We start from the raw sequence: 13998 nt of genomic DNA, 5'->3' as shown, positions 1-13998 counted from the left end.
GGACGAGCAAATCGCGGCGACAAAAAATCACCGTCCTCAATGGTGGTCACGAGGCGGCCCGCGAACATGCGGGCGAAGTTCCGATTCGGAGTCCTGTCTTCGTAGTCTGTCGGGACATGGTTTGGGCGGTGGGATCAGAGGTCGGCGGCGGCAAAGCGCCGGTATCCAAGTGCCAGCGGAACGACGAGCCAGAGTACGAGGATTACGATGCTGGCCCAGCCCGTGAGGTAGAACGGGACCGGACCGTCCAGCATCCCGCCGAGGCTCAGGGCTGCCGTCGTGCCGTCACCGAGGAACCACCCGAGGGCGTTCTGGTAGGCAGCCGACGGTGTGACGACGTTGAGGAAGGCATACCATCCCGGGACTGTCGTGACCCCGCCGAAAGAGAACCCGTTCACGACGAACATGACCGCCGGCGCGAGGAGGTCGCCGAGGAATTCGAGCAGGACGAACACGCCGACGCCAAACGCCATCGCCCGTCCACCGCTCCCGGTCGTCGCGGAGACGGCGACCATGATGCCCACGTACACGAGGGCAAACAGGAGCGTGACCACAGCGAAGACCGCGTAGTCGACCGGCGAGAACGACTGGAACAACACGAGGATCACCGCTAGCGTGACGGCGAGGCCGACGAGAATGGCGACCGCGAGTACCGCGGTACGTCCGAGGAGTTTTCCGAGAACCACGTCCGCGCGGCTGTGGGGAAAGCCAAGCAGGAGCTTGCTCGAGCCGCGGTCACGCTCACCGGCGATCGCTCCCGCTCCGATGACGATGGCCGCGATGGAGACGAACAGCGTCATCGCGGCCAGCAGTAGCGTCAGATAGCCCAGCGTACTCACTGCTCCGATATCTCGGCTGAGTTCCGGGACGGTGGCGTAGATGACGGCCATCCCTGCCGACAGGAGGACGAATGCACCAGTGATGGCCCAGAGCGCCTTCGAGAGTCGAGCATCCTGGAAGTCTTTTCGAGCAACGACGGCCCAGCTCATGCGCGCACCTCCTCGCCGCCAGCCGAGGGAGTCGCGGACTCGGGCTCCTTGCTTTCACTGCCAGTAGCCGTGTCGTCGTCCGTCGTGTAGGCCGCGAACATCTCCTCGAGGGAGATCTCCTCGAGTTCGAAGTCGGTGACAGTCCCCCCAGCCGCCTCGACAGCGTACATGACGGCCGTCTTCGTCTCTGGCGCGCACGTCACGATCAGTTGCGTCTCGCTGGCAGCGTGGACGTCGGTCACTCCCGGGAGGGCAGTGACCGCGTCTAGCACGTCGTCTGTCACCGACTCGACGGTGAGGACTAGTCGGGCATCGGCCCCGACCGCATCTCGCAGCGCATCGATCGTGTCGACGGCGACCAGTTCGCCGTTCCGGAGGATGCCGACGCGGTCACAGACGGCTTCGACCTGTTCGAGGATGTGCGAGGAGAAGAACACCGTCGCCCCGCGGTCACGCTCCGCCCGAATGATATCGCGCATCTCGCGAGCGCCATTCGGGTCGAGTCCCGTCGACGGCTCGTCGAGGATGAGAACTTCCGGAGAGCCAGCGAGCGCCATCGCGAGGACGAGCCGCTGTTTCATCCCTTTTGAGAAGCCCCCGGCCTTCCGGTCGGCCGCGTCGCCGATACCGACCCGATCCAGCAGTTCGGCTGGATCGTCGTCACTGCCCTTCGAAGCGATTGCGAACTCGAGATGCTGTCGGGCCGTCAGACGGTCGTAGAGGTGGTACCCGTCAGGGAGCACTCCGACCGCTTGCCGGACCGCCAGTGAATCCTCCTGTGCATCGTAGCCGAGGACGGTCGCCGTCCCTGCCGTCGGGCGAACGAAGTCGAGGAGAATGTCGATCGTCGTGGACTTCCCGGCGCCGTTCGGGCCGAGGAAGCCAAAGATCTCTCCCCTTCGAACCGTCAGAGAGACGGTATTGAGGGCAGTGACGTCACCGTACTGCTTGCTCAGTCCGGTTAGTTCGATGGCTATCCCATCAGAAAGCGGGTCTGTGGACGGATCAAGCTGACTCATACGACTTCTGTACGAGCGATTCCAACAAGGGTTCGCTCGCCGTATCAGTCCGTGTTTTAAGTACTCGCCCGTCAGTGACGATCGATCTTTGTCCGGAGGGTCACGATCGGATCAACACCTCCCGCCGGAACAGGACGACGAACACAGCGATCAGAGCGAGACCGACAACCGCCCCGAGAATCCCTTCGCCAGTGACGAGGAGGACCTCGCCAGCGATGAAACCCGGCTCGTTCGCGTAGATGCTTCCCAGAACCCACGGATTGAGGATATTCCAGACGAGGTGGAGAATCGCAACGGGCAGGACACTTCCGTTCGAGAGGAAGTAACAGTACGCGAACGGGAACGAGACGGCGAACACGGCGACGGCCTGGACGACAGCAACAGTCAAGGGGTCACCGACACCAGTGACTGCGGCCGCCCGGTAGAGGAATGCGGAGTGAAATAGCGCCCAGACGACACCCACGGCCGCCGTAGCACCCGCTCGGCCCCACTTTTCGGTCAGTGCCGGGAGTAGGTATCCCCGCCAGCCCAACTCCTCGCCGTACATTCTGACGAGCTGCTCGAACAGGACAATCGCCAGGACGGCGAACCCGAACTGTTCGATCACCATGACCACGAAGTTCTGCGGGCCCGGCTGGTAGACGCCGAGGCCACTCGCAAGGGCGATGGTACCGACGGTGCCGATAAACAGAACCGGGTAGAGGAACGCGAATCCGAGCGACGGGGTGGTCGCACCGCGAATCGAGGACACGATCGTTCCCACGATGGATTGACCCTGGATCCGGCGGAGGGCGAGAACGACGACAGCGGGCGTGAGCATCAGTACGGTCGTCGTGTAACCAGGAATCGAATCGGTGACGATCAGTAGCGATATCGACCAGCCAACGACTAATGTGATCACCACGAATGCGCCGAGATACACGTCCGGCGGCAGCTCGAATTTGGGGGCAGCCCGTTCAATGGCCATCCGGGGCCCTCCAGCCAGTCCCAGTATCACGTCGCGCGAATTCTACTGCCCCAGCGTGGAGTACAGGTCGTGAATCGAATTGACTCATAGACGTCTGATACGGGTCAAATTTCCAAGATTGTACTCGCCGTATCTATCCGTGTTTTATATACTCCTCTACCCGGCCCTATTCGACTAGTACAGACTTGGACCGGGGCTATTTTTCGGGAGCGACGCTCCCGTCGTGGCCAACGTCGATATTAGATTCGGCGTACACGTCTTCAACGCGGCGGTCGTCACGTATCGCAGCGCTCTCTTCGTCAGTTCGGCCTCGAAGGGTTGGAACGAGTAGGCTGGGATGTATGCGGAGATGTCCCTCGACGACGTAGACGTACGCAATGACGCCGACGAGTCCGACAAAGCCTGCAACCACACCCAAAATTCCGGCTTCGAAACCAAAGGACCCGCCAGTCCAGCTGGTCGGTCCCGTCACTTCGAGGGCGAGAATGTGGGCCGGAAGTTCGATGCCACTCACGGGCTGGCCGAACAGGACTCCCATCGCGATGTTCCAACTGGTGTGGAACCCGATCGCAAGCCCGAGTCGACCAGTCAACACGTAGCTCGCTGCGACCGTAATCGCAATAACGGCAATCACGACCACGGAGACGAGTGAGGCGCCAGCGTTCGCCAGGTGAACGATACCGAACACGACGCTGGAGATGATGACGGCAGCGATGACAGCCGGAGCCGTCCCGTATCTCGCAAACCCTTCGGCAACGTTCTTCAAAATGAATCCACGAGCCACGAGTTCTTCGTAGAAGCCGACGACTGTAAAGAGGACCAGCGCACCGACTAGTCCGAGAATGAGCCCTTCGGATCCAGCGACAACTGTATCGGTCACGACAACCCAACCGGCGGATAGCGCGACGCCGACTGCGACAGTTTGCGCCATGAGAGCTAACCCGGCACCAACCACGAGATCTCGCCCCCATACCGTTCGGTCTCGGAACCCGTAATCAGAGAACGGTCGCCGATCGACGTAGCGAGCAACTATCACGATACCAATGAGGGTCCCGAGACCGAGTCCGAGTGTGGTAAGGACTGGTAGCCGAACGAGAGTGGTTGCACGAATGCAACCGCTATCAGATCCATAACGATCGTTCCGATGACGGCGAATGTCGCAATCACGAAGAACCCGACAAGGAGTCGGATCAACGCTCGTGGCCGCCGCTCGTCACTGTTCCACATGAGGCTTCGAAAGTCCATACATTATGAGTATTCTGGGGAGAAAGAATGGTTCTGTCTTATCTATCCGGTCTTTATATAGCCCGATGTAATCCACACGCTGCAGAAGGGAGGTTAGTTCTACAGTCACTCAACGACCCACGGGCGTGAGCGTACCGGTACGGTACGGTCGTGTACTGTCGAAGCCGAAATCCAACGTCCCGACGACGTATTCCTCGGCACCTGCAAACTGTTGCTCCGGGCACGCGTGTCGGTTGGAAGACGAGTGCCAAGGCGTTGGCTCAATTGGCTGGGGAACTGTCCTGCTCCACTGGCATAGACATACGTAGCGTATCTCCGATGAGTGTGTTCTGGGCCCGTCGAAGCCGATCTGAGAGTGACTGGGGCGTGATGTCAAGTTCTTCAGCCACGGCTTCCATCGACGTCTGCCTCGGGAGGTCGAAGTAGCCCATCTGCCAGGCAGTCACCAGCGCGTCCTGTTGTTTCGGGGTGAGCCCGAACTGACTCCCCGTCTGGGAGTAGGTCATCTCGTGGAGACGCACGAGATCGAACGCGAAGCCGTGGTCGCGGAGATGACTCGCGAACTCGCCGATCTGTGTGCGGCCATCGAACCTGACGCGGAGGACCCACCCGTTCACGTCACCTCTGGCCTTCAGGATCGACGTTCCTTCACTCGTGTACTCCCGGGCGAGAGATTCGACGTGGTCTGCCCATCTCCCGCGGTACATCGTGCCAGTCTCGCCGTCTAGAATCTGCTGGAGTGTCTTGATCGACTCATCTGAACTGGCTGCGGCTTCGAAGGCCGCGTTCGGCACGCCAGAAACGATGAAGTACGGGGCCAAGGCGTTCATATCCGAGGCGACGACTCGGTCGATCTGGACGACGGTCTCCGGTTCGGCCTCGAACGTCTCGGAGAGCGCGAGGGCTCTTGGAGGGACATGGAACTCTCCGAAGATGCTCATAAAGTTGAATTTCTGATGTGAACCACAAAGTTGTTTGGGAGTGAGAAAAAGTGGAATGACGATTCGGTGAAGACGGAGCCCAAATATCGACTCTCAGTCTCGTGTCTCGGGGCTCCACAGCCAGCCAGAAAATCCCGGATACGGTCCGTCACACGATTCTGTCCGGTAGTCGAAAGGAAGTGCCGTTCGCCAGCCAGTGTGAGACACGGCACGAGCGATGGCAGCGTCTGTTCGGCCTTCGGGCGAATGCAACTCGCGGAGAGGAACGGATCCCGGTCGCCTAAGACAACCAGGGTCGGCGTGTCGAATCCAGCTAATGCCCCCAGGTCATCTGGGCCGGGAAAGGCAGCCTGAAGGTCCCCTGCCCGGAGCGCTTGACCGATATGCGCCCTGTATGCAGCACGACTGCTGAAATCTACTCGGATACTGTCAGAAGCGATGTGCGAGATATAGAGGATGAGTCCAGCAAGCGAGCCTCGTTTCTTTCAGGCTTAACTCAACGAACCAACTGTTCAGTTTGTCTGCATATTGTCCATTAAACATATCTGTCGACTCGTTAAAAAGAGCATATGAGCATTCTGTGGCAAGTCGGATACGTCATAGCTGTAGTCCTTGGTCTTGCCTACGTTATCCTTCCGAAGAGAGTTCACACGTTTGGATTTGAGTTCCTTCGGCGTTCATCATCTGACCAATCTGAAGAGTCCGGCACCCCTATCTGGCTTTATCGCGGATTGGGTGTGCTATTTTTATTCATCGGCGTAACAGGATTCCTCTAAGAGGAAGGTCACCTTTACTGACCGAACTGAACTGCATCGAGCGGACCGATAAATCGTGCAAGACTCGCGCGCTGTATTCAGCAGAACATCAACAACCTCTCAGCAACTGAGAGATTAATCTGGGCCAACCCCTCCGTTTCTACTGGTTCACCTGGAGTCTGCGGTGGCGGAGGCTGGGGCGGTGTGTATTTTTGGCCAGATGTCCCCTTAGGGACACGGCCTAAGGGGTGCTGCCCGCTGGGCTGGCACGGAACCCGGCCGGACCAGCGACCGACGCCGTCGCTGGCCGGTCAGTGAGTCCACCAGAAACAGGGGTTGCGGGCCTCGCCCGCAGGATTACTTATAAAGAACCAGACTGAAGAACAGTGTTGCCACTCGGCTGTCGGGCGTCAGTGGAGGGTCCTGACCGGCCGCTGCTGCCGCGCGCCGTCGATCGTGACCTCGAGGACTGCGTCCAGGAGCGTCGCCGGATCGCGCCCGTCCTTTCGCCACGCCTGGAGCATCTCGACGATGACGTCCTCGACGAGCGGCGAGCTCGTGGACTTGAGCGTCGAGAGGGCGGTATCGATGCGGACGACCGGCCGCTCACCTTCGCGCTCCGGCGCCTCGAACTCGGCGCCGTACTTCGCGAGCCACAGGTCGAACGCCGACGAGGCGGATTGTCGAACCTCCAGGTCCAGAACGCGAGCCGCACGCTCGCCGGCCGAATCGATTGTGGACTCGACGGAGTCGACAAGGGCTCGCATCTCCTGCCTGAGTTTCTCGCTCACGAACTGGACGTGGCCGTTGTCACTCTCAAGCACCTCGGGGATGCGCTGGAGAGCTCGGTACACGGTCGAGAGCGATGTGCCGGTCGCCTCGGCGAGTCGATCGGCGTCCATCCCACCATCGGTTGCGAGCGTCTCCGCGATCGCCTCGTCGGCGGGCGTCATGTCTCGCAGGCAGGTCAGCAGCAGATGCTCTTGGTCGGCCTCGAGCAGGGGAGCGGGTCGGCGTGCAGTGGGACTGTCTCCTCTGCTGCACTCGCGTCGAAGTGGTCGTCGGCGACGTACGTCGTCCCACCGGGCTCGGTCGGGATACCTGCCCAAGAGAGGACCGAGAGCAGCCTTTCGTCGAGTTCGCGAACGGCATCATGGAGGTCGGCCCAGTCGACCGAACCGCCATCAGTCCGCCCACCGACGAACTTCGCACCGACCTTCGGGTGGTAAAGCGGGTCGTCGGGCTCGAAGTGGTCGGGGTGCTCAGGCAGATAGCTCTTCAGCTGCCCGCCGAGACAGTGATGCGAGACCAGCTCCCTCGCACTGGTCGTGCCGTGCCGGACGACGACGTGATGCCCGCGTTCCTCCTCGTTGTCCCACTTGTGCATACCCTTCGTGCCGGAGATATCGGACAGCATCATGGCGAGGCGGTCGATCACACCACCGGTCCCGATGAGTCTCTCGTTCATCGACCGGGTGATGCGGACGTAGCGCTCGAGGGCAGTGATGCGACCATCGAACGGCGCGTCGAAGTAGCCGTGATACATCCCGACACCAGCGTCATCTGCCAGTTCGAACACGGCTCGAGCGAGGAACTGAGGAACCTCGTCGAGTCGCATGTTCGACGGCTGGCAGTGAATTGCGAGACCCTCGTCGGGATCGGTGTGATCGAACGCGGTCGTCGTCGGCTCGCCGTCCGAATCGAGCATATTCGGGTACCGCGGCGAGATGTTGTAGTTGACCTTCCGGCGGTCACGCCCCTGGACGTTGATATCGAATTCGTAGAGCCGATCGCCACCGACGTCATCAGACGGTCGCGGCGTGAATCCAGATGGGGAGTAGTTGAATCGGATCGTGACCGACTCACCGTTGATCTCAGTCTCGAGTTCGTGGTAGCCATCGAACTCATTGATGAGGAGATTCGATAGCGCCCAGTACGGGTCGAGCCCGTCGTAGTCGACAAACTCGCTCTCGCCGGCATCGGTCGGAGCGTAGTACAGCCAGCACTCGGCTTCGTGGTTCTGAGGCGCGACTTGCGTCACGCGTCCTCACCCCCGTCGGTCGCGAATGCGCCGAGCGTCGCGGGTTCGGTCGCCGGACTCGTCTCGCTGGTGTCGACGCCGCCGGACTCATGCGAGTCGACCAGTCGCGCAGCCGCCGTCTCGTCGCGTTCGCGAAGGTCGGCGGGCGAGACACCCTCCTCCGAGTCGCAACAGTCACAAGGACGTCGTGGGCCGTCCGGGAGCCGGTCAGGACGCTCGCCGTGCAGCGTCAACCACTCCTCGCGCTGGTCGAGGCGCTGCATGATCGGGCCGCGCGGCTGGTCGATGTCGATGTGGGCCTCATCCTCGGCCCGGTCGTTCGCGATCTTTCGCTCGACGCCCTTCCAGATACGCACACGCTCGAGAGAGTCCATTCCGTCGATGAGCGACCAGACCAGGTCCTTTCGGGCCGAATCCCGAAGGAAATCCCAGTCGAGCCACCGAGCCGGATCTTCGCCGAGGCGTTCCTGGGCGTTCGGACAGTGCAGCCGCTCGCGGCGGTCGCTGGACTGATGCGTCGACGGCATCAGTCATCAGCACCCCGTACGAGCCGCACCGCGAAGCGGACCTGAGACGGCAGGTCAGTGGCATCCAGGACGGTCACCAAGCTGGTGTTCTTCCGGACGAGCACGGTTCGCGTGTGCTCGTGGTAGCGAACCTCGTCGCCCTCGAGGCCGTGGCCGCGAAGGCGGACGGCATGGGCCCAGGCATCGACCGGGTCCATGACGGGGTCGTCCGAGCGCTGGAGCCAGCGGCGACTGTCGACGTGGTCGGTGACGTGGAGGTCACTCGACACGCTCTTCACCCCCACAGGAAGCCAGGAATTTGAGGACTGCTTGGAGGTCTCGCTGCAAGGCGACTTTCTGAGACTGACGTTGACCAGTCCGTATTTTTATAATACTTCGGTGATAGTTATTCTCGTGACACCCAGCCAGGTGGTTTGTGAGTGCGGGAACTGCTACGTGATGCTTTCCAGTAGCAACAACCGCAGGGAAATGACGTGCCCTGATTGTGGGATTAGTGGGACGATAGATACCGGAGAAACACGATGACTTGACTGGCAATCCAGTTGCAATGCCAACCATCTATCGCTCACCTCCGTCGGCACGAGCGAGCGAATCACTGTTCGCCTGTGCCCGGACTCGATTCGCCTGCCGGGGCTGTCGTTCACAGAAGAACCGCCAGATGAGCAGCCACTGTCGGGTGCACTCGTGACACATCCCCCAGCGCGAGCCATCGGCGAAACGGGTCATCGTCGCCCGACAGACCGTCCCGCAGGACTCGCAGACATCGCCGCGGGCGACCATCAGGCCACCTCCTGGCCGACGTCGAGTTGGTCACGCTCTGAGACGTAACCACCACCCTTCGGGAGATCGTCTGGGCGCTGGGGGCACCCAGTTAGATGACCGTACTCGAGGTTACTCGTGGGCGACCTGGTGCAGCGAGCGTTGCAGTACTCACAGCGGAACTCGCCGTCGCCGTCAGTGGACAGGTCGCCGGCTCTGTTCAGGTTCGTCAGCGAGGTCGTCACGCCTCACCACCTCGATCGACGACGGTCCGCCCCTCAGCGTCTGTCCGCACCTTGTAATCTGCCTCGAGGCCAGCTGCCTCTCGCTGGCGCGTCGCCGGCGACGTGCATGACGGGCAGCCGTGAAGGACGCCATCGTTGCCCGAGCGGACGCGGTGGTACTCCGCGGAGACGTGCGCGCCGCAGTTCTCGCACTGCGGGCTCATGGCCGGCACCTCCCGTCGTCGAGCGCTGGGCAGCGCTGGTCGTTCTGGTTGATCGGAAACCCACAGAATTCACAGATGAGTGGGGTTGATTCCGACTCAGAAAGGTCGGTAATCAAGCCGACCACCTCCCACTTAAACGAGGGGGTTTAGTCCACTCTATTTCTGAAAGGAATTTGGATTCAGCGGCTCTGTACGTCTGATAATTTCCATCCGGGTAGAATTGAAGTGGGACCGCCGAGATTCGAACTCAGGTCCGACGCACCCCATGCGCCGAGGATACCGCTACCCCACGGTCCCGCACTCGGGAGGAGGGTGGTCCTCGACTTATGGGTGTCGTTTCTCCGACGCTGCGGGGACACGTTCCACGCGGGGGAGGGTAACCTCGAACGTCGACCCGCGGGGCACGTTGTCGGAGAGTTCGACGCCGCCGCCGTAGCGCTCGACGAGGGTTCGAACGATGTAGAGGCCGAAGCCAGTCCCGTCGCTGGCGGGCCCCTTCTCGCCCCGGCCGAAGACGATGTCTTTCTTGTCGTCGGGGATGCCCGGGCCGTTGTCGGAGACCGTCGCCGTGACCGACTCGTCATCCGTCGCGACGCTGATTGTCACCTCGGGAGTGTCGGTGTCGTTGTGCCTGATGGCGTTGGTGACCAGGTTCTCGAACACCTCCTCGAGCATCGTGTCGGCGTCGACGACGACGTCGGGAAGCGGCTCGGGCAGCGAGACCTCGGCCTCGGGGAAGGAGACCCTGGCCGACTGAGTGACCGTTCCGAGCAATCGGTCGAGTTCGACCTGTTCGAGCTGGTGCCCGCTCTGCATGGTCGTGTTGAGCCGGTTCACCCGACTCACGAGGTCGGCGATGTTCTCGCCACGGTCACCGATGGCGTCGACGTGCTCGCGGTCGGTGTCAGAGACGCGTTCGGACAGCAGCTCGGCCCGTGCGAGGATGACGTGGACGCCGTTGAGGACGTTGTGCCGGAGCACCTGATTCAGGAACGAGAGGGTCTCTTGCTGGTGTTCGATTCCCTGTTCGTACATCACCCGGTCGGTGACGTCCCGGAGCGCCGAGAGATGGTGGCCGGGGTAGATGTCGCTCGTCGCCGCGAACTCGACGATACGCTTGGTGCCGTTGGGGCGGACGAGCGGGAACTGTCCGCGACCCCGTTTATCCTGACGGAAGTCCGACCACTCGCGGTCGAAGTCGAAGTCCGAGGCGGCGAAATCCTGTATCGACATCCCGATGAGTTCGGACCGCTCGACGCCGAAGAGGGCCGCAGCGGCGGGGTTGGCGTCGACGTACGTCCCGGTGTCGTCGGCGACGACGAGCGCGTCGTGGGTCCCCTCGAAGACGGCCTGGAACTTGGCGATGTTCTGCTCGAGGTGGGCCGCCTTCCGCATCCCCTGTGACTCGAAGTACCCGACCAGCAGGCCGCCGACGGCACCGGCGATGCCGATGTTCGAGACGATGAAGGGGCCTTCGGCTATCCTGTAGTCGAGCAGCGAGAGGTGAGCGACGATGCCGGCGCCGACGAGCGCGCCGACGGCCGTGCCCACGACCACCCATCGGGAGATGCGGTCGATGTTCTTTGCCGGGTAGTCGAGCGCGTAGAGCCACGGCCCCGCGGCTACGAGGACGCCGACGAACGCCGCCGGAACGACGATTCCGACCGTCGTTGCCAGCAGCCCCTGTGGATGCCGGAGCTGATGGACGACGAGGACGGTCAACAAGACGAGCCCGAGCAGACTGACCCGTGCGGCCATCGCCCGCCTCCGGTCACCCGCGTGTGTGCCACCCATTCACAATTCTGGCCACACTTTGCCGGCAGGCGCTATATGAGCATCGGTGACAGACTTACACCAATACTCGTTCGAGTGATACCACGACGCCGGACTCCGCGTCGGGGTCCCCCACGAGCGTCCCCAGGCAGACCGCCGCCTCGTCCGGGGTGTAACAGGCGACCAGCGCGTCCGTGTCGGCTGCCTGGCCGCCGACTTCGGCGGCTTCGACGTCGAGGACGCCCGGGGCGTACACCGGCGCCCCGTTCGCGACTTCGCGGGCGGCGCTCGGTGCGATGGTCACGCGGGGAAGGTGGATCAGCGCGCGCTCTGCCGGGTGCACCACCTCGCGGAGCGGCACGTCGTCGCCCTCGTCGGCGAACGCCAGGGCGTCGACCAGGTCGTGCATCGTCACGAGGTCGCTGTCGTCGAAGGTCCCTGTCGCCGTCCGCCGGAGGTCGCCCATGTGTGCGCCGGTCCCCAGCGCCAGGCCGATGTCGTGACACAGTTTGCGGATATAGGTGCCCGACTCGCAGCGAACCCGCAGCAGCGCCCGCCGCTCGCTGCGTTCCAAGACGTCCAGCGCGTGGATCCGGCGGCTCCGCAGTTGTCGCTTGACCGCGCTCTTGCGGGGCGGTTTCTGGTATATCTCGGTCTCGAACTCGGCCACGACGCGGTCGAAGTCCGACGGTGCGGTCTCGTGGAGCTCGAGGACGGCGACGTACTCCTTGTCAGCGTCGTCGAAGATTCGGGCCATCCGGGCGGCGTCGCCGAGCAGCATCGGGAGACAGCCCGTGACCTTCGGGTCGAGCGTCCCGCCGTGGGCGACCCGCTCCTGGTCGGTGGCGTCCCGGACCCAGCCGGCGACCTGGTGGGCGGAGGGACCGGGCGGCTTGTCGAGGTTGACGACGCCGAAGGAGAGCAGGTCGTCGGGCGAGCGGTCGTCCGGTGGGCCACGGAGGGACATCGGTTCAGAACTCGTAGCGGATGTTCTCGATGGGTGCCTTCCCCTCGTCTCCGCCGGGGCTGTATGATTCGACAGCGTGGAGGGTGACGCTGAGGACGCCCTGGGGGTCCCAGCGGGCCGTGTTCACCGAGAGGTCGTAGATAGAGAGGTCGTCGAAGTCGATGTCGTAGTAGTCGCTGTAGCGCTGGGCCTCGCTCTTGCCGCGTTCGCGGGTCTCCGTGCGGGCCTGCTCGAAGGGCTTGTTCTCGCGGGTGGCGATGCGGTCGGCGCGGACGTCCAGTGGCGCGGTGAGCCAGAGCTTCATGTCGGCGTACTCGCCGGCCATCCAGCCAGCGAGGCGGGACTCGAGCACCAGGTCGTCACGTTCCCTGGCGATGTTCCGCAGGCGCTGGTCCAGGTCCCGGTCGATCTGGTCGTCCTCCTCGGCGGCCTTGTTCAGTTCCAGGGGCGTCATCCCCCGGTCCTCGGCCAGCGAGCGGAAGATGTCCCCGCCGCTGACGTGGTCGTAGTCCAGCGCGTCGGCCAGGCTCCTCGCGAGCGTGCTCTTGCCGCTGCCGGCCGGGCCGGAGACGGTGATCAACATATCGGAGTTCGCGTGACCCGCATAAAAGAGGCTGTCTGTTCCTACCCGGTCGGGGTGGTCTTGACGTTGAGCGCCTTCCGGATGATCTGGGTGAAGGAGAGCGAGCACAGGAAGTACCAGACAATCCAGGCCTGCATCGGGCCGATGACGCCGGCCTGCCACGTGCTGACCTCACCGACGATGGGCAGGACCGCGACCGGTTGCTGGAGGCCAGAGAGCCCCGGACCGAACACCATCCAGTAGATCCACAGGAAGATGGGGATGTTGATGAGCATGATCCAGACCATCGGGCGGAACTGCTTTTTGAACATACCCATCTGGTCGGACATGAGCTCCATCTGCTCTTTCTCGAGCTCGTCGAGGGTGTCCTGGTCGTCGCGCTCCTTCGCTTTCTTGCGGCGCTCCTTGAGGTCCTCCATCTTCGCCTGGTGGTCGCCCATGCCGGACATGTCCATCAGGTTGTCCTGGAGGAGGGTGGAGTTCGCCCCGGTGATGACCGCCAGGACCAGGATGACGAGATAGAACGGGAGGATGTTCGCCAGCGGGCCCAGCGCGATGTCCAGCACGCCGCCGATGGCGTCCCGGACGGAGTTGATCGAGTACCCGGCAAAGAGGCCGATCGTCGCCAGCCCGGCCAGCTTGTCCCACTTGGACCAGCCCCCGTCGTCGTCTTCGTCTTCGCTGGGTTCCGCATCGGACTCCGAGAGTGCCTCGCGGACACCCTCGGGGTCCTCGATGACGAACCCCTCGCCGTCGGCGTCGACGAGCAGTCCCGACTCGATGAGTCGGCCCCACTCGCCGCTCGTGAGGTCGTCGCTGACGTCGGCCCAGGTGACTGTGCCGCTTTCATCTGCGACCGAGAGCGCCGTCTCGAGCGCATCGGTCATGGCCTCGCCGTCGTCGGCGAGCCGTTCTACCTTCGGCGCGGTGCTTGCCATTACGGTGTATTGAGCGACGACGGCTTATGAAGGTTTTACTGTTCGC

The 13998-nt window shown here is 62.7% G+C and carries 17 protein-coding genes and 1 tRNA gene; 1 reads left to right on the top strand and 17 read right to left on the bottom strand.

Annotated features, from left to right (window positions below):
* Positions 1 to 134 precede the first annotated feature (134 nt).
* The 5 genes from P1L41_RS16415 to P1L41_RS16395 all read right to left on the bottom strand — a co-directional run bounded on the left by P1L41_RS16415 (position 135) and on the right by P1L41_RS16395 (position 5161).
* Positions 135 to 989, bottom strand: coding sequence for an ABC transporter permease subunit (locus tag P1L41_RS16415; RefSeq protein ID WP_276296797.1), 855 nt, complete (start codon positions 987 to 989; stop codon positions 135 to 137).
* Positions 986 to 2008: an ABC transporter ATP-binding protein gene (locus P1L41_RS16410; RefSeq protein ID WP_276296796.1), complete on the bottom strand. Its 1023-nt coding sequence runs from the start codon at positions 2006 to 2008 to the stop codon at positions 986 to 988. Before P1L41_RS16410 ends, P1L41_RS16415 begins: the two co-directional genes overlap by 4 nt.
* A gap of 100 nt (positions 2009 to 2108) precedes the next feature.
* Positions 2109 to 2975, bottom strand: a complete 867-nt coding sequence (locus tag P1L41_RS16405) for a CPBP family intramembrane glutamic endopeptidase (RefSeq protein ID WP_276296795.1) — start codon at positions 2973 to 2975, stop codon at positions 2109 to 2111.
* A gap of 196 nt (positions 2976 to 3171) precedes the next feature.
* Entirely contained in the window at positions 3172 to 3906 is a 735-nt protein-coding gene (locus P1L41_RS16400) for a CPBP family intramembrane glutamic endopeptidase (RefSeq protein ID WP_276296794.1), read from the bottom strand.
* Positions 3907 to 4480: 574 nt separating this feature from the next.
* Entirely contained in the window at positions 4481 to 5161 is a 681-nt protein-coding gene (locus tag P1L41_RS16395) for a helix-turn-helix domain-containing protein (protein ID WP_276296793.1), read from the bottom strand.
* Positions 5162 to 5730: 569 nt separating this feature from the next.
* Between P1L41_RS16395 and P1L41_RS18760 the strand changes: the two genes are divergently transcribed.
* Positions 5731 to 5937 carry a DUF6199 family natural product biosynthesis protein gene (locus tag P1L41_RS18760; protein ID WP_465260859.1) on the top strand — a complete coding sequence of 69 codons (207 nt, stop codon included), beginning with the start codon at positions 5731 to 5733 and terminating at the stop codon, positions 5935 to 5937.
* A 389-nt stretch (positions 5938 to 6326) separates the two neighbouring features.
* Here the strand turns inward: P1L41_RS18760 and P1L41_RS16390 are convergent, their stop codons facing one another.
* From P1L41_RS16390 to P1L41_RS16335, 12 genes are all read right to left on the bottom strand, one after another.
* Positions 6327 to 6869 carry a hypothetical protein gene (locus P1L41_RS16390; RefSeq protein WP_276296792.1) on the bottom strand — a complete coding sequence of 181 codons (543 nt, stop codon included), beginning with the start codon at positions 6867 to 6869 and terminating at the stop codon, positions 6327 to 6329.
* 14 nt (positions 6870 to 6883) lie between these two features.
* A complete protein-coding gene (locus tag P1L41_RS16385) occupies positions 6884 to 7957 on the bottom strand; it encodes a DUF7845 domain-containing protein (protein ID WP_276296791.1) in 1074 nt (357 codons plus the stop codon).
* Positions 7954 to 8484 carry a hypothetical protein gene (locus P1L41_RS16380; protein WP_276296790.1) on the bottom strand — a complete coding sequence of 177 codons (531 nt, stop codon included), beginning with the start codon at positions 8482 to 8484 and terminating at the stop codon, positions 7954 to 7956. The genes P1L41_RS16385 and P1L41_RS16380 overlap by 4 nt, the downstream gene beginning before the upstream one ends.
* Entirely contained in the window at positions 8484 to 8753 is a 270-nt protein-coding gene (locus tag P1L41_RS16375) for a hypothetical protein (RefSeq protein ID WP_276296789.1), read from the bottom strand. The genes P1L41_RS16380 and P1L41_RS16375 overlap by 1 nt, the downstream gene beginning before the upstream one ends.
* A 289-nt stretch (positions 8754 to 9042) precedes the next feature.
* Positions 9043 to 9264 carry a hypothetical protein gene (locus tag P1L41_RS16370; RefSeq protein WP_276296788.1) on the bottom strand — a complete coding sequence of 74 codons (222 nt, stop codon included), beginning with the start codon at positions 9262 to 9264 and terminating at the stop codon, positions 9043 to 9045.
* Entirely contained in the window at positions 9264 to 9488 is a 225-nt protein-coding gene (locus P1L41_RS16365; RefSeq protein ID WP_276296787.1) for a hypothetical protein, read from the bottom strand. The genes P1L41_RS16370 and P1L41_RS16365 overlap by 1 nt, the downstream gene beginning before the upstream one ends.
* On the bottom strand, positions 9485 to 9691 hold the full coding sequence (locus P1L41_RS16360) for a DUF7563 family protein (RefSeq protein ID WP_276296786.1): 207 nt from the start codon (positions 9689 to 9691) through the stop codon (positions 9485 to 9487). Before P1L41_RS16360 ends, P1L41_RS16365 begins: the two co-directional genes overlap by 4 nt.
* A 226-nt stretch (positions 9692 to 9917) precedes the next feature.
* Positions 9918 to 9988 (bottom strand) — tRNA-Pro (locus P1L41_RS16355).
* A 27-nt stretch (positions 9989 to 10015) separates the two neighbouring features.
* Complete coding sequence (locus P1L41_RS16350) at positions 10016 to 11449, bottom strand: ATP-binding protein (protein WP_276296785.1); 1434 nt, start codon at positions 11447 to 11449, stop codon at positions 10016 to 10018.
* 91 nt (positions 11450 to 11540) lie between these two features.
* Positions 11541 to 12431, bottom strand: a complete 891-nt coding sequence (locus P1L41_RS16345; RefSeq protein ID WP_276296784.1) for an RNA-guided pseudouridylation complex pseudouridine synthase subunit Cbf5 — start codon at positions 12429 to 12431, stop codon at positions 11541 to 11543.
* Positions 12432 to 12435: 4 nt separating this feature from the next.
* Positions 12436 to 13014: a (d)CMP kinase gene (gene cmk / locus P1L41_RS16340; protein WP_276296783.1), complete on the bottom strand. Its 579-nt coding sequence runs from the start codon at positions 13012 to 13014 to the stop codon at positions 12436 to 12438.
* A 41-nt stretch (positions 13015 to 13055) separates the two neighbouring features.
* Positions 13056 to 13952, bottom strand: coding sequence for a DUF106 domain-containing protein (locus tag P1L41_RS16335; RefSeq protein ID WP_276296782.1), 897 nt, complete (start codon positions 13950 to 13952; stop codon positions 13056 to 13058).
* Positions 13953 to 13998 lie beyond the last annotated feature (46 nt).

The sequence above is a fragment of the Haloarcula ordinaria genome (assembly GCF_029338275.1).
GTDB lineage: Archaea > Halobacteriota > Halobacteria > Halobacteriales > Haloarculaceae > Haloarcula > Haloarcula ordinaria.
Note: the sequence above shows the minus strand (reverse complement) of the source record. Positions and strands in the feature narration are given on the sequence as shown.